This window comes from Xanthomonas sp. NCPPB 2586, assembly GCF_041475775.2.
GTDB lineage: Bacteria > Pseudomonadota > Gammaproteobacteria > Xanthomonadales > Xanthomonadaceae > Xanthomonas > Xanthomonas campestris.
The window spans coordinates 3,854,079-3,876,286 of sequence record NZ_CM192981.1 but is presented as its reverse complement, the minus strand read 5'-3'; the positions used below and the strand labels follow the sequence as shown (position 1 = coordinate 3,876,286).

The 22,208-nt window shown below is 63.1% G+C and carries 25 protein-coding genes; 18 read left to right on the top strand and 7 right to left on the bottom strand.

The features are described 5' to 3' along the window. Window positions 1–10 precede the first annotated feature (10 nt). The 16 genes from rpsN to ACCQ09_RS16795 all read left to right on the top strand — a co-directional run bounded on the left by rpsN (window position 11) and on the right by ACCQ09_RS16795 (window position 11,716). On the top strand, window positions 11–316 hold the full coding sequence (gene rpsN, locus ACCQ09_RS16870; RefSeq protein WP_005917137.1) for a 30S ribosomal protein S14: 306 nt from the start codon (window positions 11–13) through the stop codon (window positions 314–316). A gap of 205 nt (window positions 317–521) precedes the next feature. Continuing rightward, window positions 522–920 carry a 30S ribosomal protein S8 gene (gene rpsH, locus ACCQ09_RS16865; RefSeq protein WP_010371096.1) on the top strand — a complete coding sequence of 133 codons (399 nt, stop codon included), beginning with the start codon at window positions 522–524 and terminating at the stop codon, window positions 918–920. A 15-nt stretch (window positions 921–935) separates the two neighbouring features. Continuing rightward, window positions 936–1,463: a 50S ribosomal protein L6 gene (gene rplF, locus ACCQ09_RS16860; protein ID WP_011036130.1), complete on the top strand. Its 528-nt coding sequence runs from the start codon at window positions 936–938 to the stop codon at window positions 1,461–1,463. A gap of 82 nt (window positions 1,464–1,545) precedes the next feature. Beyond that, window positions 1,546–1,905: a 50S ribosomal protein L18 gene (gene rplR / locus ACCQ09_RS16855; protein WP_005993383.1), complete on the top strand. Its 360-nt coding sequence runs from the start codon at window positions 1,546–1,548 to the stop codon at window positions 1,903–1,905. Window positions 1,906–2,064: 159 nt separating this feature from the next. Next, on the top strand, window positions 2,065–2,607 hold the full coding sequence (gene rpsE, locus ACCQ09_RS16850; RefSeq protein WP_003486682.1) for a 30S ribosomal protein S5: 543 nt from the start codon (window positions 2,065–2,067) through the stop codon (window positions 2,605–2,607). Continuing rightward, window positions 2,600–2,791, top strand: coding sequence for a 50S ribosomal protein L30 (gene rpmD / locus ACCQ09_RS16845; RefSeq protein ID WP_006450646.1), 192 nt, complete (start codon window positions 2,600–2,602; stop codon window positions 2,789–2,791). The genes rpsE and rpmD overlap by 8 nt, the downstream gene beginning before the upstream one ends. Before the next feature lie 4 nt (window positions 2,792–2,795). Next, on the top strand, window positions 2,796–3,239 hold the full coding sequence (gene rplO, locus ACCQ09_RS16840; protein ID WP_012439114.1) for a 50S ribosomal protein L15: 444 nt from the start codon (window positions 2,796–2,798) through the stop codon (window positions 3,237–3,239). A 7-nt stretch (window positions 3,240–3,246) separates the two neighbouring features. Next, window positions 3,247–4,614, top strand: coding sequence for a preprotein translocase subunit SecY (secY, locus tag ACCQ09_RS16835; protein WP_040941706.1), 1,368 nt, complete (start codon window positions 3,247–3,249; stop codon window positions 4,612–4,614). Between the two features lie 332 nt (window positions 4,615–4,946). Beyond that, the gene (gene rpsM, locus ACCQ09_RS16830) at window positions 4,947–5,303 is read left to right on the top strand and encodes a 30S ribosomal protein S13 (RefSeq protein WP_003486672.1); all 357 of its coding nucleotides are present in this window, start codon (window positions 4,947–4,949) and stop codon (window positions 5,301–5,303) included. 10 nt (window positions 5,304–5,313) lie between these two features. Next, window positions 5,314–5,706, top strand: a complete 393-nt coding sequence (gene rpsK, locus ACCQ09_RS16825) for a 30S ribosomal protein S11 (RefSeq protein ID WP_003486671.1) — start codon at window positions 5,314–5,316, stop codon at window positions 5,704–5,706. Between the two features lie 15 nt (window positions 5,707–5,721). Then, on the top strand, window positions 5,722–6,348 hold the full coding sequence (gene rpsD, locus ACCQ09_RS16820) for a 30S ribosomal protein S4 (RefSeq protein WP_040941705.1): 627 nt from the start codon (window positions 5,722–5,724) through the stop codon (window positions 6,346–6,348). Between the two features lie 53 nt (window positions 6,349–6,401). After that, entirely contained in the window at window positions 6,402–7,400 is a 999-nt protein-coding gene (locus ACCQ09_RS16815; protein WP_002811635.1) for a DNA-directed RNA polymerase subunit alpha, read from the top strand. Window positions 7,401–7,575: 175 nt separating this feature from the next. Beyond that, the gene (gene rplQ / locus ACCQ09_RS16810) at window positions 7,576–7,959 is read left to right on the top strand and encodes a 50S ribosomal protein L17 (protein ID WP_011036134.1); all 384 of its coding nucleotides are present in this window, start codon (window positions 7,576–7,578) and stop codon (window positions 7,957–7,959) included. 587 nt (window positions 7,960–8,546) lie between these two features. Further along, window positions 8,547–9,065, top strand: a complete 519-nt coding sequence (locus ACCQ09_RS16805; protein WP_011036135.1) for a disulfide bond formation protein B — start codon at window positions 8,547–8,549, stop codon at window positions 9,063–9,065. A 44-nt stretch (window positions 9,066–9,109) separates the two neighbouring features. Then, complete coding sequence (locus ACCQ09_RS16800; protein ID WP_040942381.1) at window positions 9,110–10,501, top strand: class II 3-deoxy-7-phosphoheptulonate synthase; 1,392 nt, start codon at window positions 9,110–9,112, stop codon at window positions 10,499–10,501. A gap of 87 nt (window positions 10,502–10,588) precedes the next feature. Beyond that, window positions 10,589–11,716, top strand: a complete 1,128-nt coding sequence (locus ACCQ09_RS16795) for a mechanosensitive ion channel family protein (protein WP_014506825.1) — start codon at window positions 10,589–10,591, stop codon at window positions 11,714–11,716. Window positions 11,717–11,896: 180 nt separating this feature from the next. Here ACCQ09_RS16795 and ACCQ09_RS16790 read toward each other — a convergent pair whose 3' ends face one another. From ACCQ09_RS16790 to typA, 3 genes are all read right to left on the bottom strand, one after another. Continuing rightward, window positions 11,897–13,510 carry an amidase gene (locus ACCQ09_RS16790; RefSeq protein WP_040942380.1) on the bottom strand — a complete coding sequence of 538 codons (1,614 nt, stop codon included), beginning with the start codon at window positions 13,508–13,510 and terminating at the stop codon, window positions 11,897–11,899. A 105-nt stretch (window positions 13,511–13,615) separates the two neighbouring features. Further along, entirely contained in the window at window positions 13,616–14,086 is a 471-nt protein-coding gene (locus ACCQ09_RS16785; RefSeq protein ID WP_012439109.1) for a DUF2127 domain-containing protein, read from the bottom strand. A gap of 18 nt (window positions 14,087–14,104) precedes the next feature. Beyond that, complete coding sequence (gene typA / locus ACCQ09_RS16780; RefSeq protein WP_011036140.1) at window positions 14,105–15,934, bottom strand: translational GTPase TypA; 1,830 nt, start codon at window positions 15,932–15,934, stop codon at window positions 14,105–14,107. Between the two features lie 244 nt (window positions 15,935–16,178). Between typA and ACCQ09_RS16775 the strand changes: the two genes are divergently transcribed. Both ACCQ09_RS16775 and ACCQ09_RS16770 read left to right on the top strand, forming a co-directional pair. Continuing rightward, window positions 16,179–16,673 carry a peptidylprolyl isomerase gene (locus ACCQ09_RS16775; RefSeq protein ID WP_040941704.1) on the top strand — a complete coding sequence of 165 codons (495 nt, stop codon included), beginning with the start codon at window positions 16,179–16,181 and terminating at the stop codon, window positions 16,671–16,673. A 115-nt stretch (window positions 16,674–16,788) separates the two neighbouring features. After that, window positions 16,789–17,775, top strand: coding sequence for a malate dehydrogenase (locus ACCQ09_RS16770; protein ID WP_011036142.1), 987 nt, complete (start codon window positions 16,789–16,791; stop codon window positions 17,773–17,775). Window positions 17,776–17,904: 129 nt separating this feature from the next. Here ACCQ09_RS16770 and ACCQ09_RS16765 read toward each other — a convergent pair whose 3' ends face one another. The 4 genes from ACCQ09_RS16765 to ACCQ09_RS16750 all read right to left on the bottom strand — a co-directional run bounded on the left by ACCQ09_RS16765 (window position 17,905) and on the right by ACCQ09_RS16750 (window position 22,084). Then, entirely contained in the window at window positions 17,905–18,519 is a 615-nt protein-coding gene (locus ACCQ09_RS16765) for a glutathione S-transferase N-terminal domain-containing protein (protein WP_228428396.1), read from the bottom strand. Window positions 18,520–18,580: 61 nt separating this feature from the next. Next, complete coding sequence (locus ACCQ09_RS16760; RefSeq protein ID WP_014506828.1) at window positions 18,581–19,042, bottom strand: cell wall hydrolase; 462 nt, start codon at window positions 19,040–19,042, stop codon at window positions 18,581–18,583. A gap of 184 nt (window positions 19,043–19,226) precedes the next feature. Continuing rightward, complete coding sequence (locus tag ACCQ09_RS16755) at window positions 19,227–19,436, bottom strand: hypothetical protein (protein WP_014506829.1); 210 nt, start codon at window positions 19,434–19,436, stop codon at window positions 19,227–19,229. 1,340 nt (window positions 19,437–20,776) lie between these two features. Continuing rightward, complete coding sequence (locus ACCQ09_RS16750; RefSeq protein ID WP_040941702.1) at window positions 20,777–22,084, bottom strand: hypothetical protein; 1,308 nt, start codon at window positions 22,082–22,084, stop codon at window positions 20,777–20,779. Window positions 22,085–22,208: the final 124 nt, after the last annotated feature.

Sequence of the window (22,208 nt, the reverse complement as noted above, 5' to 3'; positions counted from 1 at the left end):
GACATCCGAAATGGCAAAGACCTCCATGATCCACCGCGACATCAAGCGGGCAAAGCTGGCAAAGAAGTTCGCCGGCAAGCGTGATGCGCTGAAGAAGATCCTCTCCAGTCAGGATGCGTCCTACGAAGAGAAGATCGATGCGTCGACCAAGTTGCAGAAGTTGCCGCGCGATTCGTCGCCGAGCCGCCACCGCAACCGTTGCGAGCTGTCCGGTCGTCCGCGCGGTGTCTACCGCAAGTTCGGTCTTGGTCGCAACATGCTGCGCAAGGCAACCATGAACGGTGACGTTCCGGGTCTGCGCAAGGCCAGCTGGTAATCACAATTCGGCCGCTCGCGGCCGGTTGGAACAGGTTTGTTCTGTTCAACAAGGGAGTCCGACGCAAGTCGGGCTCTTTTGTCGTATACTTCCGCTTCTGTCTTGCCCGTGAGGGTGGGGTGAAGCGTTCAAGGGTCCTGGCCCATCCCCAGGAAAACACAAGATTTTCGCGAAAGCGGATATCGGTGCACTCAAAGGTACTTATATGAGCATGACTGATCCCATCGCCGACCTGCTGGTTCGCATCAAGAATGCGGCCGCGGTTGGTAAGCAGACGGTGAAATTGCCGTCATCCAAGATCAAGGTTGCGATCGCCCAAGTCCTGAAGGACGAGGGTTACATTACTGACCTGCGCGTGACAGCGACCGAGAACAACAAGTCGGAGCTGGAAATCGTGCTGAAGTATTTCGAAGGCCGTCCGGTCATCGAGACCCTGAAGCGTTTCTCGCGCTCGGGTCTGCGCCAGTACCGTGGCAAGACCGAACTGCCTAAGGTCCTGGGTGGCCTGGGTATCGCCATCATCTCCACGTCGAAGGGCATCATGACCGATGCGCAGGCTCGCGAAGCCGGCGTTGGTGGTGAAGTCCTGTGCTTCGTGGCCTAAGGGAAGGAATCGAACATGTCCCGTGTAGCCAAGAAGCCTGTGTCCCTTCCGAAGGGTGTTGAGCTCAACGTCCAGCCCGAGCTGATCAGCGTCAAGGGCCCGAAGGGCACCCTGACCCTGCAGAAGCCGGTCGGCGTTGAAATCGCCATCGACGGCGACGTTGCAACCCTGTCGGCCAATGATCCGTCGCAGATCGCCATCACCGGCACCGTGCGCGCGATCCTCGCCAACATGATCAAGGGCGTTTCCGAAGGTTTCGAGCGCAAGCTCGAGCTGGTGGGCGTCGGTTATCGTGCCGCCATGCAGGGCAAGGATCTGAGCCTGGCGCTCGGCTTCTCGCACCCGCTGGTGTTCGTGGCGCCGGAAGGCATCACGCTGTCGACCCCGACCCAGACCGAAATCCTGGTCCAGGGCGCAGACAAGCAGCGCGTCGGCGAAGTCGCCGCCAAGATCCGCGGTTTCCGTCCGCCGGAGCCCTATAAGGGCAAGGGTGTGAAGTACGCCGGTGAAGTCATCATTCGCAAGGAAGCCAAGAAGGCTTAATGCAGGTCGTTCTGCGGGTCCGGCCATGCGTGGTCGGGTTCGTACCGAAGCCTGTTTCCTTCAGCTTTCATAGGATTAAACCATGAGCATCAACAAGAACATTGCCCGTCTGCGTCGCGCGAAGTCCACCCGTGCGCACATCCGCGAACTGGGCGTCGCCCGTCTGTCGGTGCTGCGCACCGGTCAGCACCTGTATGCGCAGGTCTTCACTGCCGACGGTTCCAAGGTGATCGCAGCCGCGAACACTCTGCAGGCCGACGTCAAGGACGGCCTGAAGAATGGCAAGAACAGCGACGCCGCCGTCAAGGTTGGTAAGCTGATCGCCGAGCGCGCCAAGGCTGCGGGCATCGAGAAGGTCGCATTCGACCGCTCGGGCTACCGCTACCACGGCCGCATCAAGGCGCTTGCCGATGCAGCCCGCGAAGGCGGCCTGCAGTTCTAAAGCACTGCTGTGGAGGCGGCCTCGCGTCGTCTCCACGTCCACCGCCGGCAGGGTCTGCCGGGCCGTCCCATTCTTCTGCAATGGCGCCGGGAACACCGCTGTATTCCACAACCATAAGCGGCCTCGAGCCGTACATACTTAATCACTCAAGGAATCAAGATGGCAGAAGAACGTGCGCCGCGGGGTCGTGATCGCGACCGTAACCGCGAAGAGAAAGTCGACGACGGCATGATCGAGAAGCTGGTCGCGGTCAACCGCGTCAGCAAGACCGTCAAGGGCGGTCGCCAGTTCACCTTCACCGCGCTGACCGTGGTCGGCGATGGTCTGGGCAAGGTCGGTTTTGGTTACGGCAAGGCGCGCGAAGTGCCGGTCGCTATCCAGAAGTCGATGGAGCAGGCGCGCAAGAACCTGGCTACGGTTGATCTGAACAACGGCACCTTGTGGCATGCCGTCAAGTCCGGTCACGGCGCAGCCCGCGTCTACATGCAGCCGGCGTCGGAAGGTACGGGCGTCATCGCAGGCGGCGCCATGCGCGCTGTGCTGGAGGCGGTCGGCGTCAAGAACGTGCTGGCCAAGGCGGTTGGTTCGCGTAATCCGATCAACCTGGTCCGTGCAACCCTGAAGGGTCTGTCGGAAGTGCAGTCGCCGGCGCGTGTTGCGGCCAAGCGCGGCAAGAAGGTGGAGGAGCTCAACCATGGCTAAGGACACTGGCAAGACTGTGAAGGTGCGCCTGGTGCGTGGCCTGCGTGGTACCCAGTCGCGTCACCGCCTGTCGGTGCATGCGTTGGGCCTGAATAAGATCAACGATGTGCGTGAACTCAAGGACAGCCCGCAGGTGCGTGGCCTGATCAATACGGTTCACTACCTCGTCAAGGTTGAGGACTAATCCCATGACTATGCATCTCAATGACCTCAAGCCCGCTGACGGCGCCCGTACCGAGCGCACGCGCGTCGGCCGCGGCATCGGCTCCGGCCTGGGCAAGACCTGCGGCCGCGGCCACAAGGGTTCGTTCGCACGTAAGGGCGGCGGCAAGATCAAGGCTGGCTTCGAAGGCGGCCAGACCCCGATGCAGCGTCGTCTGCCGAAGATCGGTTTCCGCTCCAAGATGGCGCGTGACAGCGCTGAAGTGTTGTCCTATCAGCTGGATAAGCTGGAAGCCGGTGAGATCGACTTTGCAGCGTTGCGTGCGGCCAATCTGGTACCGAGCCGCGCCAAGAAGGCGAAGATCGTGCTGAAGGGCGAGCTGAGCAAGAAGTTCGTGCTAAAGGGCGTTGCGGCAACCGCAGGTGCCAAGGCAGCAATCGAAGCTGCTGGCGGCAGCGTAGAGGAGTAATCGGCAGATGGCGCAGGCTGGCATTGGTAACCTCGGTGGCGGGCTTGGCAAGTTCACGGAACTTCGTCAGCGGCTGTTGTTCGTCCTCGGGGCATTGATCGTCTATCGCATCGGCTGCTACGTGCCGGTGCCTGGCGTGAATCCCGATGCCATGCTTTCGTTGATGCAGGCGCAGGGTGGCGGTATCGTGGACATGTTCAACATGTTCTCGGGCGGCGCCCTGCACCGTTTCAGTGTTTTTGCGTTGAACGTGATGCCGTACATTTCGGCATCGATCGTGATCCAGCTGGCCACGCACATCTTTCCCGCGCTCAAGGCGATGCAGAAAGAAGGCGAATCCGGCCGACGCAAGATCACCCAGTATTCGCGCATCGGTGCGGTGCTTCTGGCGGTGGTGCAGGGCGGCAGTATCGCGCTGGCACTGCAGAATCAGACCGCGCCGGGTGGCGCTCCGGTGGTATACGCGCCGGGCATGGGCTTTGTGCTGACTGCAGTAATTGCACTGACTGCCGGCACCATCTTCCTGATGTGGGTGGGCGAGCAGGTGACTGAGCGCGGCATCGGTAACGGTGTGTCGTTGATCATCTTTGCCGGCATCGTCGCAGGGCTTCCGTCGGGCGCAATCCAGACTGTCGAAGCATTCCGCGAAGGCAATCTGAGCTTCATCTCGTTGCTGCTGATCGTCGTCACCATCCTGGCGTTTACGCTGTTTGTGGTGTTTGTCGAACGCGGACAGCGGCGTATCACGGTCAACTATGCGCGTCGCCAGGGCGGCCGCAATGCTTACATGAATCAGACCTCGTTCCTGCCGTTGAAGCTCAACATGGCAGGCGTGATTCCGCCGATCTTCGCATCCAGCATCCTGGCGTTCCCCGCCACGCTGTCGATGTGGTCGGGCCAGGCTGCCTCCGGCAGTGGCGTGGGTTCGTGGCTGCAGCGCATCGCCAACGCCCTGGGCCCTGGTGAGCCGGTGCACATGCTGGTGTTTGCAGCGCTGATTATTGGTTTCGCATTCTTCTATACCGCGCTGGTCTTCAACTCGCAGGAAACCGCCGACAACCTCAAGAAGTCGGGTGCGTTGATTCCGGGTATCCGGCCGGGCAAGGCCACCGCCGACTATGTCGACGGCGTGCTGACCCGCCTGACTGCCGCCGGTTCGCTGTACCTGGTGATCGTCTGCCTGCTGCCGGAAATCATGCGCACGCAGCTCGGCACCTCGTTCCACTTCGGTGGCACCTCGCTGTTGATTGCGGTGGTGGTGGTGATGGACTTCATTGCGCAGATCCAGGCGCATCTGATGTCGCACCAGTATGAGAGCCTGCTGAAGAAAGCCAACCTCAAGGGCGGCTCGCGCGGCGGTCTAGCGCGCGGTTAAGTGGTACACTAGTTCTTCATTACGTGAAGACGGCCTGGTTCCCGGACCACGATCTTCCGATCAGAAGGGCGGCTCGCGCGACGTCTCGCGCGCGGGTGTGACGGGGTGGTCCTGTGCGGGAGTAGCACAGGCGATTCGGAGCAGTTTTCTGGATCAACACCGTCCGGCGCCGGAGCGAGGGCACACTCCCCACGCCGGGTCCATGGAACTTTTGGTTCCACGGGCTTCAAAGCAATCCGAGGCCTTGCTACAATTCCGAGTTCACTTTTGATCCATCCTGCCGGATGGCGCCTGGGCGCTGTCGGGCCATCACTCAGTTGGAGAATCGCGTCATGGCGCGTATTGCAGGCGTCAACCTGCCAGCCCAGAAGCACGTCTGGGTCGGGTTGCAAAGCATCTACGGCATCGGCCGTACCCGTTCTAAGAAGCTCTGCGAATCCGCAGGCGTCACCTCGACCACGAAGATTCGTGATCTGTCCGAACCCGAAATCGAGCGCCTGCGCGCCGAAGTCGGCAAGTATGTCGTCGAAGGCGACCTGCGCCGCGAAATCGGTATCGCGATCAAGCGACTGATGGATCTGGGCTGCTATCGCGGTCTGCGTCATCGCCGTGGTCTCCCGCTGCGTGGCCAGCGTACCCGTACCAACGCCCGCACCCGTAAGGGTCCGCGCAAGGCGATCAGGAAGTAAGGGATAGATCATGGCAAAGCCAGCAGAAAAGAAAACGAAGAAGAAGATCAAGCGCGTCATCACTGACGGCGTCGCTCACGTCCACGCTTCGTTCAACAACACCATCGTCACCATCACCGATCGCCAGGGTAATGCGCTGTCGTGGGCTACGTCCGGCGGCGCCGGTTTTCGTGGTTCGCGCAAGTCGACCCCGTTCGCTGCTCAGGTTGCCGCCGAAAAGGCTGGCCGCGCTGCGCTCGACTACGGCGTGAAGTCGCTGGAAGTGCGTATCAAGGGTCCGGGTCCGGGCCGTGAGTCGGCCGTGCGTTCGTTGAACAACGTGGGCTACAAGATCACCAACATCATCGACGTGACGCCAATCCCGCACAACGGGTGCCGTCCGCCGAAGAAGCGTCGCGTCTAAAGGGAGCGATAAGAAATGGCTCGTTATATCGGTCCTACCTGTAAGCTCGCGCGCCGTGAAGGCGCCGACCTTTCCCTCAAGAGCCCGGCGCGTGCGCTGGACTCCAAGTGCAAGCTTGAGCAGAAGCCCGGCCAGCACGGCGCGGCTCGCAAGGGCAAGCTCTCCGACTACGCTACCCAGCTGCGTGAAAAGCAGAAGGTCAAGCGCGTCTACGGTTTGCTGGAGCGTCAGTTCCGCAACTACTACAAGAAGGCCTCGACCAAGAAGGGCAACACCGGCGAGAACCTGCTGCAGTTGCTGGAAACCCGTCTGGACAACGTCTGTTACCGCATGGGCTTTGCCGTCACCCGTCCGGCCGCGCGCCAGCTGGTGTCGCACCGTGGCGTGCTGGTCAATGGCAAGTCGGTGAATCTGGCTTCGTACCAGATCAAGGCTGGCGATGCGATCACGCTGTCGGAAAAGGCACAGAAGCAGCTCCGCGTGCAGGAAGCCCTGACCGTGGCTGAGCAGCACGACATGACACCGTCGTGGGTCGAAGTCGATTCGAAGAAGTTCAGCGGCGTGTTCAAGGCCGTTCCGGATCGCGCCGACCTGCCTTCGGATATCAACGAAGCGCTGATCGTCGAGTTGTATTCGAAGTAATTCACATTGGAGAGCCTCCGGCACCGCCGGAGGTTCGCAGGAGACCCCGCAACATGACGGTTACCGCCAACCAGGTTCTGCGCCCCCGCGGTCCGCAGATCGAACGTCTTACCGACAACCGCGCAAAGGTCGTAATCGAACCGTTGGAGCGCGGTTACGGGCACACGCTGGGCAATGCCCTGCGTCGTGTGCTGTTGTCGTCGATCCCCGGTTTTGCGATCACCGAGGTCGAGATCGACGGCGTGCTGCATGAGTACACCACGGTCGAAGGGCTGCAGGAAGACGTGCTTGACGTCCTGCTCAACCTGAAGGATGTGGCAATCCGGATGCACAGCGGCGATAGCGCCACGCTGTCGTTGTCCAAGCAGGGTCCGGGTACGGTCACTGCGGCCGACATCAGGACCGATCACAACGTTGAGATCATCAACGGCGACCACGTGATCTGCCACCTGACCAAGGACACGGCGCTGAACATGCGCCTGAAGATCGAGCGTGGTTTTGGCTATCAGCCGGCTGCCGCGCGTCGTCGTCCGGACGAAGAGACCCGCACCATCGGTCGTCTGATGCTGGATGCGTCGTTCTCGCCCGTGCGTCGCGTTGCCTATGCCGTGGAAGCTGCACGCGTCGAACAGCGTACCGACCTCGACAAGCTGGTCATCGATATCGAAACCAACGGCACGATCGATGCCGAGGAAGCCGTGCGCACCGCCGCCGACATCCTCAGCGATCAGCTGTCGGTGTTCGGCGATTTCACCCACCGCGATCGCGGTGCGGCCAAGCCGGCTGCCAGCGGCGTGGATCCGGTGCTGCTGCGCCCGATCGACGACCTCGAGCTGACCGTGCGTTCGGCCAACTGCCTGAAGGCTGAGAGCATCTACTACATCGGCGATCTGATCCAGAAGACCGAAGTCGAGCTGCTCAAGACCCCGAATCTGGGCAAGAAGTCGCTGACCGAAATCAAGGAAGTGCTGGCACAGCGCGGCCTTGCACTGGGTATGAAGCTGGAGAACTGGCCGCCGGCCGGTGTCGCTCAGCACGGCATGCTTGGTTAATGCAACACCGCATGGGCGTCTTCGGGCGCCCATGCTTTTTTTACATCGACGGGCCAAAGCCCGCGGTGGCACCCGGTCAAGGACAACCGGCTCGGACCAACCGCAGTCCATTCAACAGCGCCAGGATGGCGACAACGTCTCTCAGTAGTCTCAATATTCCATAGGAATCACACTCATGCGTCACCAGAAATCCGGTCGTAAGTTCAACCGCACCAGCGCGCACCGCGAGGCCATGTTCCGCAACATGGCAGCCTCGCTGTTCAAGCACGAGCTGATCAAAACCACCTTGCCGAAGGCCAAGGAACTGCGTCGTGTTGCCGAGCCGCTGATCACCATCGGCAAGGTCGATGGCGTTGCAAACCGTCGTCTGGCGTTCGCCCGCCTGCGCGACAAGGAAGCCGTGGGCAAGCTGTTCGTCGAGCTGGGCCCGCGTTACGCGACCCGTCCCGGCGGCTACCTGCGCATCCTGAAGGCTGGCTTCCGTGCCGGTGACAATGCGCCGATGGCGTATGTGGAGCTGGTCGACCGTCCGGTCGTCGCCGAGGAAGTGTCCGAATAATCGGATCGTCTCGTCGCAAAGATTCTTGAAGGAGCCCGGCCCATGCCGGGCTTTTTCGTTGTGGACCAGCGGTGAGGTGTGTGCTGGCTTGCATGCGCTGGACCAGCGGTGTCGGCCGGTGCGCGGAAGAGGCGGCAGCTGGGCATCGGTAACGTCCACGGTGGACTGCGGCCCTTGAAGAGCGCGCTGATGCCATCGCAGTAGCGATGCCGTCCTGGCGTGTTCACGCGCACCCGGCGCTGCTGTCCACACCACCGGCGTACGCCATCTGCTTGCCTCGGGTGCGGATGCGAAAGGACGTAAGCGGCGAGGGCCGATAACCTCATTCACGTCTGCTGTAGAGCTGTGTTCTGGTAGTGCCCCAGCGCCTGTATCAACGGGCTGCGATGCTGCCGCGCGTCGCCACCAGCGGTTCCTGCGCCAGGCTGCTCTGGTCGAAAGCGGCGCGCGGTTGCAGGCAATCAAGCGAAGCGGGTGTCAGTTAAGCGCAGCATCGGCACGGATTGCCGCAGCGGCCCCGAGCATGCGTGGTCAGCGGGCCGGGGATGGCAGATAATCCGCATCTTGGTCCTTGGCAAGCGGTAACGATGAATCCATTCCGTTGGGGTTTTCGGGCGCAATTCCTGCTGGGCTTTCTGGCCTGTGCCGGCTTGCTGGCCTATGCGATCTACGTGCAGCTGCATCTGGGCCTGGAACCATGCCCGCTGTGCATTTTCCAGCGCATCGCGTTTGCCACATTGGCCTTGCTGTTCCTGCTGGGCGCCTTACATGGCCCACGTGGGGCCGGTGGGCGCAAGGCGTATGGCGTGCTGGCCTTCATTGCTGCCGGCGTGGGCATGGGCATTGCGGCGCGGCATGTGTGGGTGCAGATCCGTCCCAAGGACATGATGTCTTCGTGTGGGCCGCCGCTGAGTTTTCTGAGCGAAACGATGGGCCCGTTCGAAGTGTTCCGCACGGTGCTGACGGGCACCGGTGACTGCGGCAATATCGACTGGCGCTTTCTGGGGCTGAGCATGCCGATGTGGAGCATGGTCTGGTTTGTCGGCCTGGCGCTGTGGGCGCTGTATGCGGGCTTCAAGCACCGCGGCCCGCGCAAGTTGTTCTGATGGGTCCGGCTGCGGCCGGCGTCTGCGATCTTCTGGAGTACACGATGTCCGCTTCTTCCCCCTCGACCGACCACCAGCCGGACGCCTGGTCGCCGCAAAGCTGGCGCCAGCGCACGGCGCTGCAGATGCCGACTTATCCGGACGCGGCGGCGCTTGAGCACACGCTCGATGAGCTGCGCCAATTGCCGCCGTTGGTGACGTCGTGGGAAATCTTCGCGCTCAAGCGCCAGCTGGCCGAAGCGCAGGAGGGCAAGCGCTTCCTGCTGCAGGGCGGCGACTGCGCGGAGAACTTCAGCGATTGCGAATCGGGCACCATCTCCAATCGCCTGAAGGTGCTGCTGCAAATGAGCCTGGTGCTGGTGCATGGCTTGCGCCTGCCGGTCGTGCGGGTGGGCCGGTTTGCAGGCCAGTACGCCAAGCCGCGTTCGGCCGATACCGAGACGCGCGATGGCGTAACGCTGCCGAGCTACCGCGGCGATGTAATCAATGCGCCAGCCTTCACCGAAGCCGCGCGCGTGCCCGATCCGCGGCGCATGATCACCGCGCATTCGCGCTCGGCGATGACGATGAATTTCGTGCGGGCGCTGATCGATGGCGGCTTCGCTGACCTGCATCATCCCGAATACTGGAATCTGCAGTGGGTGGGTTATTCGCCGCTGGCAGCCGACTACCAGAAGATGGTGTCCTCGATCGGCGATGCGGTGCGCTTCATGGAGACGTTGTCGGGAGCGGAGGTCTACAACCTCAATCGCATCGACTTCTACACCTCGCACGAGGCCTTGCTACTGCCCTACGAAGAAGGCCTGACCCGGCAGGTGCCGCGCCAATGGGGTTGGTTCAACCTCAGCACGCATTACCCGTGGATCGGTATGCGCACCGCGGCGCTGGACGGCGCGCATGTGGAATATCTGCGCGGCGTGCGTAACCCGATCGCGATCAAGGTGGGGCCGTCGGTGCAGCCGGATCAGTTGCTGCGTTTGATGGATGTGCTCAATCCCGAAGATGAGCCAGGCCGCCTGAGCTTCATTCACCGCATGGGCGCCGCACAGATTGCCGAGAAATTGCCGCCGCTGCTGGATGCGGTCAAGCGCGACGGCCGGCGCGTGCTGTGGGTGTGCGATGCGATGCATGGCAATACTGAAAGCACCGGCAACGGCTACAAGACGCGGCGGTTCGACAACATCCGTAGCGAGGTGGAACTGTCGTTCGACCTGCACGCCGCCGCAGGCACGCGCTTGGGCGGGGTGCATCTGGAATTGACCGGCGAAGATGTCACCGAGTGCACCGGTGGCGCGCGTGAGCTGACCGAACGCGACCTCGAGCGTGCGTACCGGTCCAGCGTGGATCCGCGCCTGAATTACGAGCAGTCGCTGGAGATCGCCATGGCGATCGTACGCAAGCAGCAACAGGTGGCCGCGCAGCCGCTGGGCGGCTAAATGCGCGTGCGCATGACGTGATGCTCATGCCGCTTGCGGCATGCTCTCGCAGCCATCCCTCTTTCCCCCCCCCACAGGAGGAACGGTTTGACTGCCGATTGGAACGTCATTCGCGAATACGCCATCCCGCTAGGCGCTGCACTGCTGGCGGGGCTGGTGGCCTGGTCATTGCTGCTGTGGCTGTTCCGCCGCATGCAGGGCCGCGACTATCGCCGCGCACGCATCATCCGCGTGATCACCTTGCCGGCGGCCTTCATCCTGCCGCTGCTGTTTCTCAGCGTTGCCACCGAAGCCACGCCGTTGTCGGAAAAGGCGCTGGCCGCTGTGCAGCACCTGCTGCACGTGGGCATCGTCGGCTGTGTGACCTGGCTGCTGGTGCGCGCAGTGGCTGCCGGCGAGGCGGCGATCCTGCGCAGCAACCCGATCGAGGTGGCCGACAACCTCACCGCCCGACGCATCCAGACGCAGACGCGCGTGCTGAGCCGGGTGGTGATGGGGGCAGTGATCCTGCTCGGTATCTCGGTGGTGCTGCTGGGCTTTGAGCAGGTGCGCCAGATCGGCAAGACGTTATTGGCCTCGGCGGGCATCATCGGCCTGGTGGCCGGTATCGCCGCCAAGCCGGTGTTCGGCAACCTGATCGCCGGTTTGCAGATCGCGCTGACGCAGCCGATCCGCCTGGACGATGTGGTGATTGTGGAAGGCGAATGGGGGCGGATCGAGGAGATCGGCAGCTCGTATGTGGTGGTGCGCATCTGGGATGAGCGGCGCATGGTGGTGCCGCTGACCTGGTTCATCGAGAACCCGTTCCAGAACTGGACGCGTGCCAGCGCCGACCTGCTGGGTACCGCGTTCCTGTGGCTGGATTACCGCACACCGATCGCCGCGGTACGCGCAGAGCTGGAGCGTATCTGCCACAGCGAGCCGCTGTGGGACGGGCGTGTCTGCGTCACCCAGATCACCGATACCAGCGACAACACCATCCAGGTGCGTCTGCTGGTGAGTGCGCGTAATTCCGGCGACGCGTTCGACCTGCGCTGCCTGGTGCGCGAGCGCATGATCGATTTCCTGACCCGCGAGCACGCCTACGCATTGCCGAGGATCCGTGCCGAAATTACCGGCGAAGAAAAGCCCGCGTCCCGTACGCCGCAGCCGATTGCGCCGGAAAGCGTGCGCTCGCCGGGAGCGGAAGACGGCGAGCCTGCAGCGTCGATCTAGCGCTGCCTGCTGAGCCGCTTGGCCGCGGCGGTATGCGCTGGCGGCCAAGCGGTTCGCGATGCTGCGCACCGACACGGCTGGCAGTGCGCAGCTGCCTGGGCTGCAAGTAGCGCGACATCCTGGTGATGTTGTTTGGTGATGTCGATGCCTGCATCGCCTCCACGCTGCCTTGCGGTGCGGTCAGTTGGCCGTCTTCGATTGCGATGGGCCCGGTGTCGCCGCTGGCGGCGCGCTCGGCGCGTAGCCGGGCGCAAACCGCGCATGGCTGCGTTGTTCGTAGGCGTAGCCCAGTTCGATCAGGCGCGGCTCGCTCCACGCGGCGCCCATGAACAGCAATCCGAGCGGCAAGCCCTGGGTTTGCCCCATCGGCACACTCAGGCTGGGATATCCGGCCACTGCCGCGGCGCCGTAGCCGGCACCGGGAAACGTGTCGCCCTTGCCGAGCGTGGTAACCCAGGCAGGGCCGGTGGTCGGGACGATCAGCGCGTCCAGGCGGTCGGCCTTCAGTGCGGCGTCGATGCCTTGTTCGCCGGCGAGCCGTCTGGCGCTGGCGCGCGCGCTCAGATAAGCCGGGTCCTCCAGGCCCGGCGCAGCCTGCGCCTGCTCGAACAACTCCTGGCCGAAGTAGGGCATTTCGCGCTGCGCATTGGCGCGATTGAAGGCAACCAGCGCATCCAGGTCTTTGACCGGCGCGGCGTGGCTGCGCAGGTAGGCATTCAAGCCGGCCTTAAATTCGACCAACAGGACCGTCTGCTCAGCGGCATCCCACTGTCCATCGGTGGCCAGGCGGGTTTCGATCACCGTGGCACCTGCCGCGCGCAGGGTCTGTACGGCGCGATCCAACGCGGCGGCGATCGCGGGATCCTCGCGCAGTGGATTGCGCAACAGGCCCAGGCGCGCGCCGCGCAGGCCATCGGGCTTGAGGTGGGCGAGATAGTTCGGTGTGGACGGCGGCGCAGTGCGCGTGGCCGGGTCTTGCGGATCGGGCGCGGCAATCGCCTGCAGTACCGCGGCCGCATCGGCAACGGTGCGCGTCATCGGCCCGGCAGTGTCCTGGCTGGCCGAGATGGGAATGATGCCGTCACGGCTGACCAGGCCCACCGTGGGCTTGAGCCCGACCAGGCCATTGACTGCAGCCGGGCAGGTGATGCTGCCATCGGTCTCGGTGCCGATGCCTGCCGTGGCCAGGCTGCCGGCAATCGCCGCGCCGGTGCCGGCGCTGGAGCCGCATGGGTTGCGGTCCAGCGCGTACGGATTACGAGTCAGCCCACCGCGGCCGCTCCAGCCCGAACTGGATTGGGTAGAGCGAAAATTGGCCCATTCGCTGAGATTGGTCTTGCCCAGGATCACCGCGCCCGCCGCGCGCAGGCGCTGCACCAGGAACGCATCCTGTGTGGGACGGAAGCTGGCCAACGCCAGCGACCCGGCGCTGTTGACCATCGGCAGCGCGTCGATGTTGTCCTTGAGCAGGAGCGGGATGCCGTGCAGCGGGCCGCGCACCTGGCCAGCACGACGTTCGGCATCCAGCGCGGCGGCGTCGGCTTCGGCCTGCGGGTTCAGTTCGATCACTGCATTTAGGCTTGGTCCGGCGCGGTCGATGCGGGCGATGCGCTGCAGGTAGGCGTGCGTGAGTTGGACGCAGCTGGACTGGCCGGCCTGCATGCGCGCCTGCAGAGTCGCAATATCGGCTTCGACCACCTCGACAGGCGCAGGCGGCACGGCCGCGTCGGCGACAACGGGCTTGTCGGCAGCAACAGCGCAGCCGCTCAACGCGGCCAGGGAAAGCAGGGACAGGATGGGTGTGCGCATCGTCGGTTTCCCCAAGGATCAGCTTCGCAGGCTAGCGGCGCTGCGGCGGGGGGACAATGTGCCGAACGGGCAGGGCAGTGAACGGTGGCGTCAGTGACGTCGGCGCCGCACCAGGTCGCGCGCCAGCACGCCGACCACGATCAGGTTGATCGCCAGCACGCCCCAGGCGGTCCAGCCGGGATGGCGGACGATGGCGTAGATATCGAATGGCAAATAGATGGCGGCAGACAGGCAGCCGAGCACGGAGGCCCAGGCCTTGGCACGCCACAGACCCCACGCTTCCACCACATGCAGCAGGCCGTAGGCCAGCATGGCGGCGGCGGCCAGATGCACCGCATCGGGGTTGATGGTCTTGAGCAACGACGGCAGTGCGCCGTGGTCGGGGTCCAGACTGAAACGGCGAATCAGCGTGCTGACCGCATGTTGCAGCGGGAGCGGGCCCAGAATCTCCAGGCCCGTCGCCGCCAGGATCGCAAGCATGCCCTTGACCGCCTCGAGCAAGGCGATCAGGTGCAGCCCCGGATGCGCACGCGGATCCGGGCTGTAGGGCGTGTCGCTCACGACCGTAGGCCTAAACGATCAGCCCGAACGGCCGGCGCGCTTACGGTCGCTTTCGGTCAGGAACTTCTTGCGCAGGCGGATTTCCTTCGGGGTGACTTCCACCAGCTCGTCGTCCTCGATGAAGTCCAGGGCCTGTTCCAGCGTGTACTTGATCGCCGGGGTCAGCTTGATCGCGTCGTCCTTGCCCGACGCGCGCATGTTGGTCAGCGGCTTGGTCTTGATGGCGTTGACGGTCAGATCGTTGTCCTTGGAGTGGATACCGATCAGCTGGCCTTCGTACACGTTGTCGCCTTCAGCGGCGAACAGGCGGCCACGCTCTTCCAACGGCCCCAGCGCATAGGCCGGCGTTGCGCCCGGTGCGTTGGCAATCATCACGCCGTTCTGGCGCTTGGCGATGGCGCCCTGTTCCTTCGGGCCGTAATGGTCGAACACGTGGAACAGCAGGCCCGAGCCCTGGGTCAGGGTGCGGAACTCGTTCTGGAAGCCGATCAGGCCACGCGCCGGGATCATGTAATCCAGACGCACGCGGCCCTTGCCGTCCGGCTCCATGTTCTTCAGCTGGCCCTTGCGGGTGCCCAGCTTTTCCATCACGCCGCCCTGGTGCTGTTCTTCGATGTCCACCACCAGCTGTTCGATCGGCTCCATCTGCTTGCCGTCGATTTCCTTGATGATCACTTCCGGACGCGACACGGCCAGCTCGTAGCCTTCACGACGCATGTTTTCGATCAGCACCGACAGATGCAGTTCGCCACGGCCGGAGACCAGGAACTTGTCGGCGTCGGAGCCTTCTTCGACTTTCAGCGCAACGTTGTGCACCTTCTCGCGGTCCAGACGGTCGCGCAGCTGGCGGCTGGTCAGGAACTTGCCACCGGACAGGTCCTTGTTGCCGGCGAACGGCGAGTTGTTGACCTGGAAGGTCATCGAGATGGTCGGCTCGTCCACGGTCAGCGGCGGCAGGCCTTCCGGCGCGTCGAGCGCACAGACGGTGTCGGAAATGGTCAGCTCGGCCACACCGGAGATGGCGACGATATCGCCGGCTTCGGCGGTGTCCTGCTCGATGCGCTCCAGGCCCAGGAAGCCCAGCACCTGCAGCACCTTGCCCTGACGCTTCTTGCCTTCACGGTCGATCACGCTGACCGGCATGTTCTTCTTCAGCACGCCGCGCTGGATGCGGCCGATGCCGATCACGCCGACGAAGTTGTTGTAGTCCAGCTGGCTGATGCGCATCTGGAACGGGCCGTCCGGATCGACGTCCGGTGCCGAGACGTGCTGCATGATCGCTTCGTACAGCGGGGTCATGTCGCCGTCGCGCACGTTGGAATCCAGGCTGGCGTAGCCGTTCAGTGCCGAGGTGTAGACGATCGGGAAGTCCAGCTGCTCGTCGGTTGCGCCGAGCTTGTCGAACAGGTCGAACACCTGGTCGATCACCCAGTCCGGACGTGCGCCGGGACGGTCGATCTTGTTGACCACCACGATCGGCTTGAAGCCCATCGCGAACGCCTTCTGGGTCACGAAGCGCGTCTGCGGCATCGGGCCGTCCATCGCGTCGACCAGGATCAGCACCGAGTCCACCATCGACAGCACGCGCTCGACTTCGCCACCGAAGTCGGCGTGTCCCGGGGTGTCGACGATGTTGATGCGGTTGCCGTTCCAGGTGATGGCGGTGTTCTTGGCCAGGATCGTGATGCCACGTTCCTTTTCCTGATCGTTGCTGTCCATCACGCGCTCAGCCAACACGGTGCGTTCGGACAGGGTGCCGGACTGCTTCAGCAGGCAGTCGACGAGAGTGGTCTTGCCATGGTCGACGTGCGCGACGATGGCGATGTTGCGGAGTTTTTCGATAGACATGCGGAAAGGGCCCCTGTCTGGCGCCAGTCTTGAGATGAGGTAAGCCCGACATTATAGCGGTTTCGTTGCCGTGCCGTTGCGGATTGGCGCAAGTCGATTCAGATCGCCCATTCAGGCAGCGTGATGGCGGCTCGAATCCCGGCCCGGCGACGGCCTTGGACCATGGTCGTAACCGCGCGGACGTCCACGCGCCCGGGTGTATCCTAATGTGCTGTTGATCACCCCAGAACCTGCAAGGATTTCCATGTCCCTGATCGCCACTTTCGACACGTCCCGCGGCCCGATCGTTGTTGAGCTGTATCCGAAGAAGGCACCGCTGACCGTGGCCAACTTCGTCAATCTGGCCAAGCGCGGCTTCTACAACGGCCTGAGCTTCCACCGCGTCATCGCCGACTTCATGATCCAGGGCGGTTGCCCCGAAGGCTCCGGCCGCGGCGGCCCGGGCTATCGTTTCGAAGACGAGGCCAACAATGGCGTCGGCCACGAGCGCGGCGTGCTGTCCATGGCCAATGCCGGCCCCAACACCAATGGCAGCCAGTTCTTCATCACCCACACCGCCACCCCGTGGCTGGACGGCAAGCACACCGTGTTCGGCAAGGTCACCCAGGGCCTGGACGTGGTGGATAGCGTTGCCCAGGGCGACACCATCAACACGCTCACCATCGAAGGCGACACCGACGCCGTGCTGGCCGCCAAGGCCGACCGCGTTGCGGAGTGGAACAAGATCCTCGCCGCCTGATCTCAACCCGCCGAACGGCCGCCACGTGCGGCCGTTCGCTTGTCAAAGCGCCGCCAGGCCCCGTGCAACGCCAGCGCGCAACCCCACCAACGCTTTTTAGCAGAGGAAACACCCCATGAAAGCACCCGTTCGTGTTGCTGTGACCGGCGCTGCCGGCCAGATCGGCTATGCCCTGCTGTTCCGCATTGCCTCCGGCGAAATGCTGGGCAAGGACCAGCCGGTGATCCTGCAGTTGCTGGAACTGTCCAACGAAAAAGCCCAGGCCGCGCTCAAGGGCGTGATGATGGAGCTGGAAGACTGCGCGTTCCCGCTGTTGGCCGGTATGGTCGGCACCGACGACGCCGAAGTGGCGTTCAAGGACATCGACGTTGCCCTGCTGGTCGGTGCGCGTCCGCGCGGCCCGGGCATGGAGCGCAAGGACCTGCTGCTGGAGAACGCCAAGATCTTCACCGCGCAGGGCGCTGCCCTGAACAAGGTCGCCAAGCGTGACGTCAAGGTGCTGGTGGTCGGTAACCCGGCCAACACCAATGCCTACATCGCGATGAAGTCGGCGCCGGATCTGAACCCGAAGAACTTCACCGCCATGCTGCGCCTGGACCACAACCGTGCGCTGAGCCAGCTCTCGCTCAAGCTCGGCAAGCCGGTCGGCGGCATCGAGAAGCTGGTGGTATGGGGCAACCACAGCCCGACCATGTACCCGGATTACCGTTTCGCCACCTCCGATGGCGCATCCATCGGCGATGCGATCAACGACCAGGAATGGAACGCCGGCACCTTCATCCCGACCGTGGGCAAGCGCGGCGCGGCGATCATCGAAGCGCGCGGGCTGTCGTCGGCCGCATCGGCTGCCAATGCCGCCATCGATCACGTGCGTGACTGGGTGTTGGGCAGCAACGGCAAGTGGGTCACCATGGGCGTGCCGTCCGACGGTTCCTACGGCATTCCGGAAGGCGTGATCTTCGGCTTCCCGGTCACCACCGAGAACGGCCAGTACACCCTGGTCAAGGATCTGCCGATCGACGACTTCAGCCAGAAGTACATCGACAAGACCCTGGCCGAGCTGGAAGAAGAGCGCAGCGGCGTGTCGCATCTGCTGGGCTGAGTGATTGCTGCGATGAGATAGAAAAACGCCGGGCATTGCCCGGCTTTTTTTTTGTGGTCACTCATCTAGTGCACGGCGTTCTGAGTGCTGCCTTGGGTGCACGATCACGTGCAGTTGCTGCACGCGCGATCAGTTCAAGCCTTCGGCTTGCAGTGCGGCTTGTACGTCTGCATCTGCCAACATGCGCTGGAAGAACGCATCGAGCGCGCTCAGGCCGGACAGGTCCACGCCGGCCTTGTGCGCCCAGCGCAAGGTGACGAACAGGTAGGCAGCGGCGCCGGTATGCGTGTCGCCGGCTAACCAATTGCGGCCCTGCAGATGCGCATCCACACGCGTGTAGAGCGTGCGCAGTTTGGTGCGCGCATCCTCGTGGCTGCGCTGGATCAGCGCGTCTTCCTGCAGATACGCCGTGCTGCCGAAGAGCGGCTTGAAGGTCGGATGCAGATCGGCGTTGACGAAGGCGATCCAGCGATTGATCTCGGCGCGGCTACGCGCGGTGCCGTCGCCACCCAGGCCGGTCAGCGGTGCGGTGTCGGCGATATAGTTGAGGATCGCCGCATTCTGGGTCAGTGCCCATTGGTCGACCACCAGCAGCGGCACCGCGCCGGCCGGATTCAGGCGTAGATAGTCAGGCGACTTCATCGTGGCCGCGTCGACCACAGTGAGCTCGAACGGCAGGCCGGACCAGCGCAATACGATGTGATCTGCGAGCGAGCAGGCGCCCGGCTTTGTATACAGCTTCATGGAGAGTCCACACAGGAGCGAAGACGCAAGCTTAGCGGCATCGCGTGCTGCGTGGCGCGCGTCAGGACGCGGTGCGTGGCCGCAGTTTCTGCACGCGGTAGAACGTATGGTCACCGATGGTGGCCACCTGATACGCATTGCGCCAACTCGGGCTAGCAATGGCGCTGGCAGCGAAGTGACTTGCGCCTGGCACGATTTCTTTGCGCTGGCCTACCGGTAGCGCCCAATTGCGTTCCGCAGCCAGCGCCACGTCCAACGCCTTGTTCCAGGCATCGTCGTTCTTCAGCTGGGTGCCGGGTGACACGATGGTCGGCGCGAATTGCTTGCGCGCGGTCACCACCTGACACATCGAATCGCCCCACAGACCACTGTCCAGGCGACGCAGTGCAACTTCCGCAACCGCCTGCTGACCACGCAAGGTCTGATCACGCGCTTCCAGGTACACGGTGGTACTCAAACACAACGAATCTGCTGCAGGCTGCGGCAATAATTGCGACAGCCAAAGTATCCAGGCCAGTTTCATAGAACTCCTTGCTCCGTATGGGCCCATCCACAGGGTGTCCAATGCGAACACACCAGTGCGGGAGGCTTGGCGTCATGGGGAGGCGACCTGTCACGGGCCGCCCGGTCTCCGGCGAAAGGAAGAATCTGCCGAAGGTGCCCGCCGAATCAGGCGGGTCAAAAAGTTGGCGCAAGGTAGGCGCCGATCACACAATCTTGGCTGAATGGGCGGGGTTGACGGCGGTCATTGCTTGCTGGATCAGCGATGTGGCGATGACCGTCTCTGCACCGCAGCGCGCAGTGCGCGTCGCATTGCTGTAGCGACGCGGTGCTGATGCAAATAATTTGCGCGCGTTGCACAGATGTCTTCGTGAAATCACACCGATGACGTGCGGGAATTCACGTTGGCTGCACATGTGGTTTGCTGTGAAGCTTACGAGCTATGTAGTGACGTGATTTGCTGAGGTTATGCGGTAAGGCAACTGTGGTGCGGCGTGTGCGCTTTCGCGCGAGCTGCCAGTAGATACATGTTGATGTCGTCTGTAGCCTGCCTGTTCTGTGTAGGACGTTGTGCATTGAGATGACTACAAACGCGCGCAGCGATTCGCCACCTTTTCAGTGGTCAGTACGTTATGCGGTGACGACTGCAGCAGGACGTCATCTCTTGGCTAGTCGGGCATGTGTGTTGCGTGTGCTCCGATCGTGTCCTCGTTATGCGGCGCGGTGCGGGTTGTTTGGTAGCGAGCAATTGATTGACTCATATCGACGGTCTGGCGTGGCGATGTTGAAGCTGCATGTTGTCGCTTCGGCCTTGTTCTTCCGTTCGAAGTGATGAGCGTCGTAGATGCGTGCTTCACGCGCAGACCGAATGTTGCCGATCACGCGATCGCAGATTTCGTCAGTGTTGTTGGGTTGTCGTACGAAGTCGCCTAGCAACTTCCCACGGTGAGCGGGGTTGCTGTGTCCAGATGATGATTTATGCTCTGGAATGTCTGGCGCGTGCAGCGCTTGCGGCGTGTTCAATCGAAGCTTGATCGAAGTGCGGCGACAAACGACGTCCTTTCTGCATGCTGGTGCTTGCAAGTCGACATCGTTTTATCTGGTCCCAGGTGAACCAGATTGCTGGCTCTGAATTCACGCGATGGGCACTGCGTTGAATGTCGACAACGGTTCTTGCTCATTGGCAACCAAGCAATGAGATGCCATGACACAGGTGAGAAGAAGCCGCACGCGGATCATTGCTCGAGGTGAGTCGTCTGTCCAAACCGTCAGCGTGTACATCGCAATCTGGTTCGGCAGGTTGCTCGCATTGCTCAGGCGAACTGCCCGCTTTGTAGTGTGCTCAAAAATGCAGCAGCCAAAGAGGCAGTGGTTCGCATCAACACCGTGTCCCTCGACGCAAAGAAGCCAGCTTCAAGTAGATGTAAGTCCGCTGCGCTGGGCGAAAGGTGCGGTCGCTGCACTCGTTGCGGTTGGCGAGAACGAAATCGAAGTAAAGAGTTTTCCTCGTCTTTGGGCAGTTGCGGCGATGGAGAACTCGGCATGTCGCCTACGCTGCACGGCGCAGCGATGAGAGAGCATGTGTTGCGTGCCATGCAATCACTCCGCAGGTCCAGCGTGCATGTTTCGTTGATCGCTGCTGCAATGGATGCCGCTTGCTAAGGCCAAGCGGGCTGCCTGACCAACCAGGTGCATGGCAGTCAACTCAGTGGCTCGCTATAAGTTCGCATGCACTGCATGCCATAGGGCAATGCGATCAAGCGCGCGGCGCGAGCCCCGATTTTGCAAGCGGTCTTCGGTTGAGTCGATTGCGTAGCCCGTTGGCATACGCCAGCAGCAGACAGCCGGTTCCGCACACCATCGGGCCCGCTGCCATGGCCCAGGCCAGGTCGACGTGACCACGCCCGTGGCCGTCCCCGAGATTGAGCATCAGCCCGATCAAGATGCTGCCCATTGCCAATGCCACCTGCGCGCAGGCGGTGAGTCGCGCGACGCCGGCGGCATGCTGTGCCGGCTGCTGGCACGACAGTTCGGCATGGCGCGCCCAGACCCATTGTCCGGCGCTGCCGCCTGCCATCCCCATGCCGAAGGCCATGGCGGTGTCCAGCCACAGCGCATGACCTGCACCGGCCGCAAAGCTCATCCCCAAAGCCGCCAGCACCGCGCCGCTGCCTGCAAGACGCGGCAGTGCGTTAGTGCGCCAGCGTGCGGCCAGTGGCTGCACAGCAACTGTTCCCAGTGCGTAGCCCATCAGAATGGCGCTGCACCAGCCTGGCGCACCGATGCGCGATTGCGCGAGATAGGGCGCCAACTTGGTGAAGGTGGGCAGGGCACAGCACAGCAGCGCCATCACTGCAAACGTCGACAGCTGATCGGCCTGCCGAGCTGTCACCGGCACTGTGCGTGGTGCTGGGGCAAGCGCCTGGGTGTAAGGACGCAATGCCTGACGCAGCCACGCAGCCGACAACAGCGCGATGCTGCTGACCACCGCAACCACCATCAACGCGGTCCAGGGTGCTGACGGCTGGTGGCTCTGCAGCACCAGCCCGATCGCCGCACTGATCGACACTGCTGCCAGGCCGCTGCCGATCAGCCGTAGTGCGCTGACGCCGCGCGCGCCGCGCCAGGGCCAACGCCCAAGCCCCAACAAGGCATTCTGTGCGACGTCGCCCACCGCGTAGGCAGCACGGAAGGGCAGGCTGAGCAGCAGCACGCAGCCCAGGCGCGTGCTGGCCGGCAGCAGCGGCACCAGGAACAGCAACAACAAGCTCAGTGCCGCCAGCGCGATGCCGCGCCATTGCGATCGCCCCGCCCACGCCAGGCTGGTGCCCGCGCCCCAACGTCGCGCGGCGAGCAGGCCCATTGCCGCGCTGAGGAGCAGGCCAGCTGCCACCGCGCAGCCGGCTGCGATTGCATCCAGGCCGGCATGCTCAGTGAGCGCGAAGATCAGCAGGAGCTCGCCGGTGTACCAGAGCAGGCTCTTGCCGAAGTGCGCACCGGCATAGGCGCGCAGTGTTGCCGCCGGTAGAGCCGGCAGCAAGGGCAGGGGACGGTGCGCGTGCATGCCGGCGTTATAGCGCAGCGAAGCGTCAGGAAGAAGAACTGCGCGACTTGCCGCGCCAGTGTCCTAGGGATGGTCTGATCAACGGCGTCGGAGGATGAGCCCAACTACATCGGCCAGGCTGACG

Bases quoted from the DNA above. Each gene is read 5' to 3' on its own strand.
- rpsN (WP_005917137.1), top strand. From the start codon at position 11: ATGGCAAAGACCTCCATGATCCACCGCGACATCAAGCGGGCAAAGCTG.
- rpsH (WP_010371096.1), top strand. From the start codon at position 522: ATGAGCATGACTGATCCCATCGCCGACCTGCTGGTTCGCATCAAGAAT.
- rplF (WP_011036130.1), top strand. From the start codon at position 936: ATGTCCCGTGTAGCCAAGAAGCCTGTGTCCCTTCCGAAGGGTGTTGAG.
- rplR (WP_005993383.1), top strand. From the start codon at position 1,546: ATGAGCATCAACAAGAACATTGCCCGTCTGCGTCGCGCGAAGTCCACC.
- rpsE (WP_003486682.1), top strand. From the start codon at position 2,065: ATGGCAGAAGAACGTGCGCCGCGGGGTCGTGATCGCGACCGTAACCGC.
- rpmD (WP_006450646.1), top strand. From the start codon at position 2,600: ATGGCTAAGGACACTGGCAAGACTGTGAAGGTGCGCCTGGTGCGTGGC.
- rplO (WP_012439114.1), top strand. From the start codon at position 2,796: ATGACTATGCATCTCAATGACCTCAAGCCCGCTGACGGCGCCCGTACC.
- secY (WP_040941706.1), top strand. From the start codon at position 3,247: ATGGCGCAGGCTGGCATTGGTAACCTCGGTGGCGGGCTTGGCAAGTTC.
- rpsM (WP_003486672.1), top strand. From the start codon at position 4,947: ATGGCGCGTATTGCAGGCGTCAACCTGCCAGCCCAGAAGCACGTCTGG.
- rpsK (WP_003486671.1), top strand. From the start codon at position 5,314: ATGGCAAAGCCAGCAGAAAAGAAAACGAAGAAGAAGATCAAGCGCGTC.
- rpsD (WP_040941705.1), top strand. From the start codon at position 5,722: ATGGCTCGTTATATCGGTCCTACCTGTAAGCTCGCGCGCCGTGAAGGC.
- ACCQ09_RS16815 (WP_002811635.1), top strand. From the start codon at position 6,402: ATGACGGTTACCGCCAACCAGGTTCTGCGCCCCCGCGGTCCGCAGATC.
- rplQ (WP_011036134.1), top strand. From the start codon at position 7,576: ATGCGTCACCAGAAATCCGGTCGTAAGTTCAACCGCACCAGCGCGCAC.
- ACCQ09_RS16805 (WP_011036135.1), top strand. From the start codon at position 8,547: ATGAATCCATTCCGTTGGGGTTTTCGGGCGCAATTCCTGCTGGGCTTT.
- ACCQ09_RS16800 (WP_040942381.1), top strand. From the start codon at position 9,110: ATGTCCGCTTCTTCCCCCTCGACCGACCACCAGCCGGACGCCTGGTCG.
- typA (WP_011036140.1), bottom strand. From the start codon at position 15,934: ATGTCTATCGAAAAACTCCGCAACATCGCCATCGTCGCGCACGTCGAC.
- ACCQ09_RS16775 (WP_040941704.1), top strand. From the start codon at position 16,179: ATGTCCCTGATCGCCACTTTCGACACGTCCCGCGGCCCGATCGTTGTT.
- ACCQ09_RS16770 (WP_011036142.1), top strand. From the start codon at position 16,789: ATGAAAGCACCCGTTCGTGTTGCTGTGACCGGCGCTGCCGGCCAGATC.
- ACCQ09_RS16765 (WP_228428396.1), bottom strand. From the start codon at position 18,519: ATGAAGCTGTATACAAAGCCGGGCGCCTGCTCGCTCGCAGATCACATC.
- ACCQ09_RS16760 (WP_014506828.1), bottom strand. From the start codon at position 19,042: ATGAAACTGGCCTGGATACTTTGGCTGTCGCAATTATTGCCGCAGCCT.
- ACCQ09_RS16755 (WP_014506829.1), bottom strand. From the start codon at position 19,436: ATGTGCAGCCAACGTGAATTCCCGCACGTCATCGGTGTGATTTCACGA.
- ACCQ09_RS16750 (WP_040941702.1), bottom strand. From the start codon at position 22,084: ATGCACGCGCACCGTCCCCTGCCCTTGCTGCCGGCTCTACCGGCGGCA.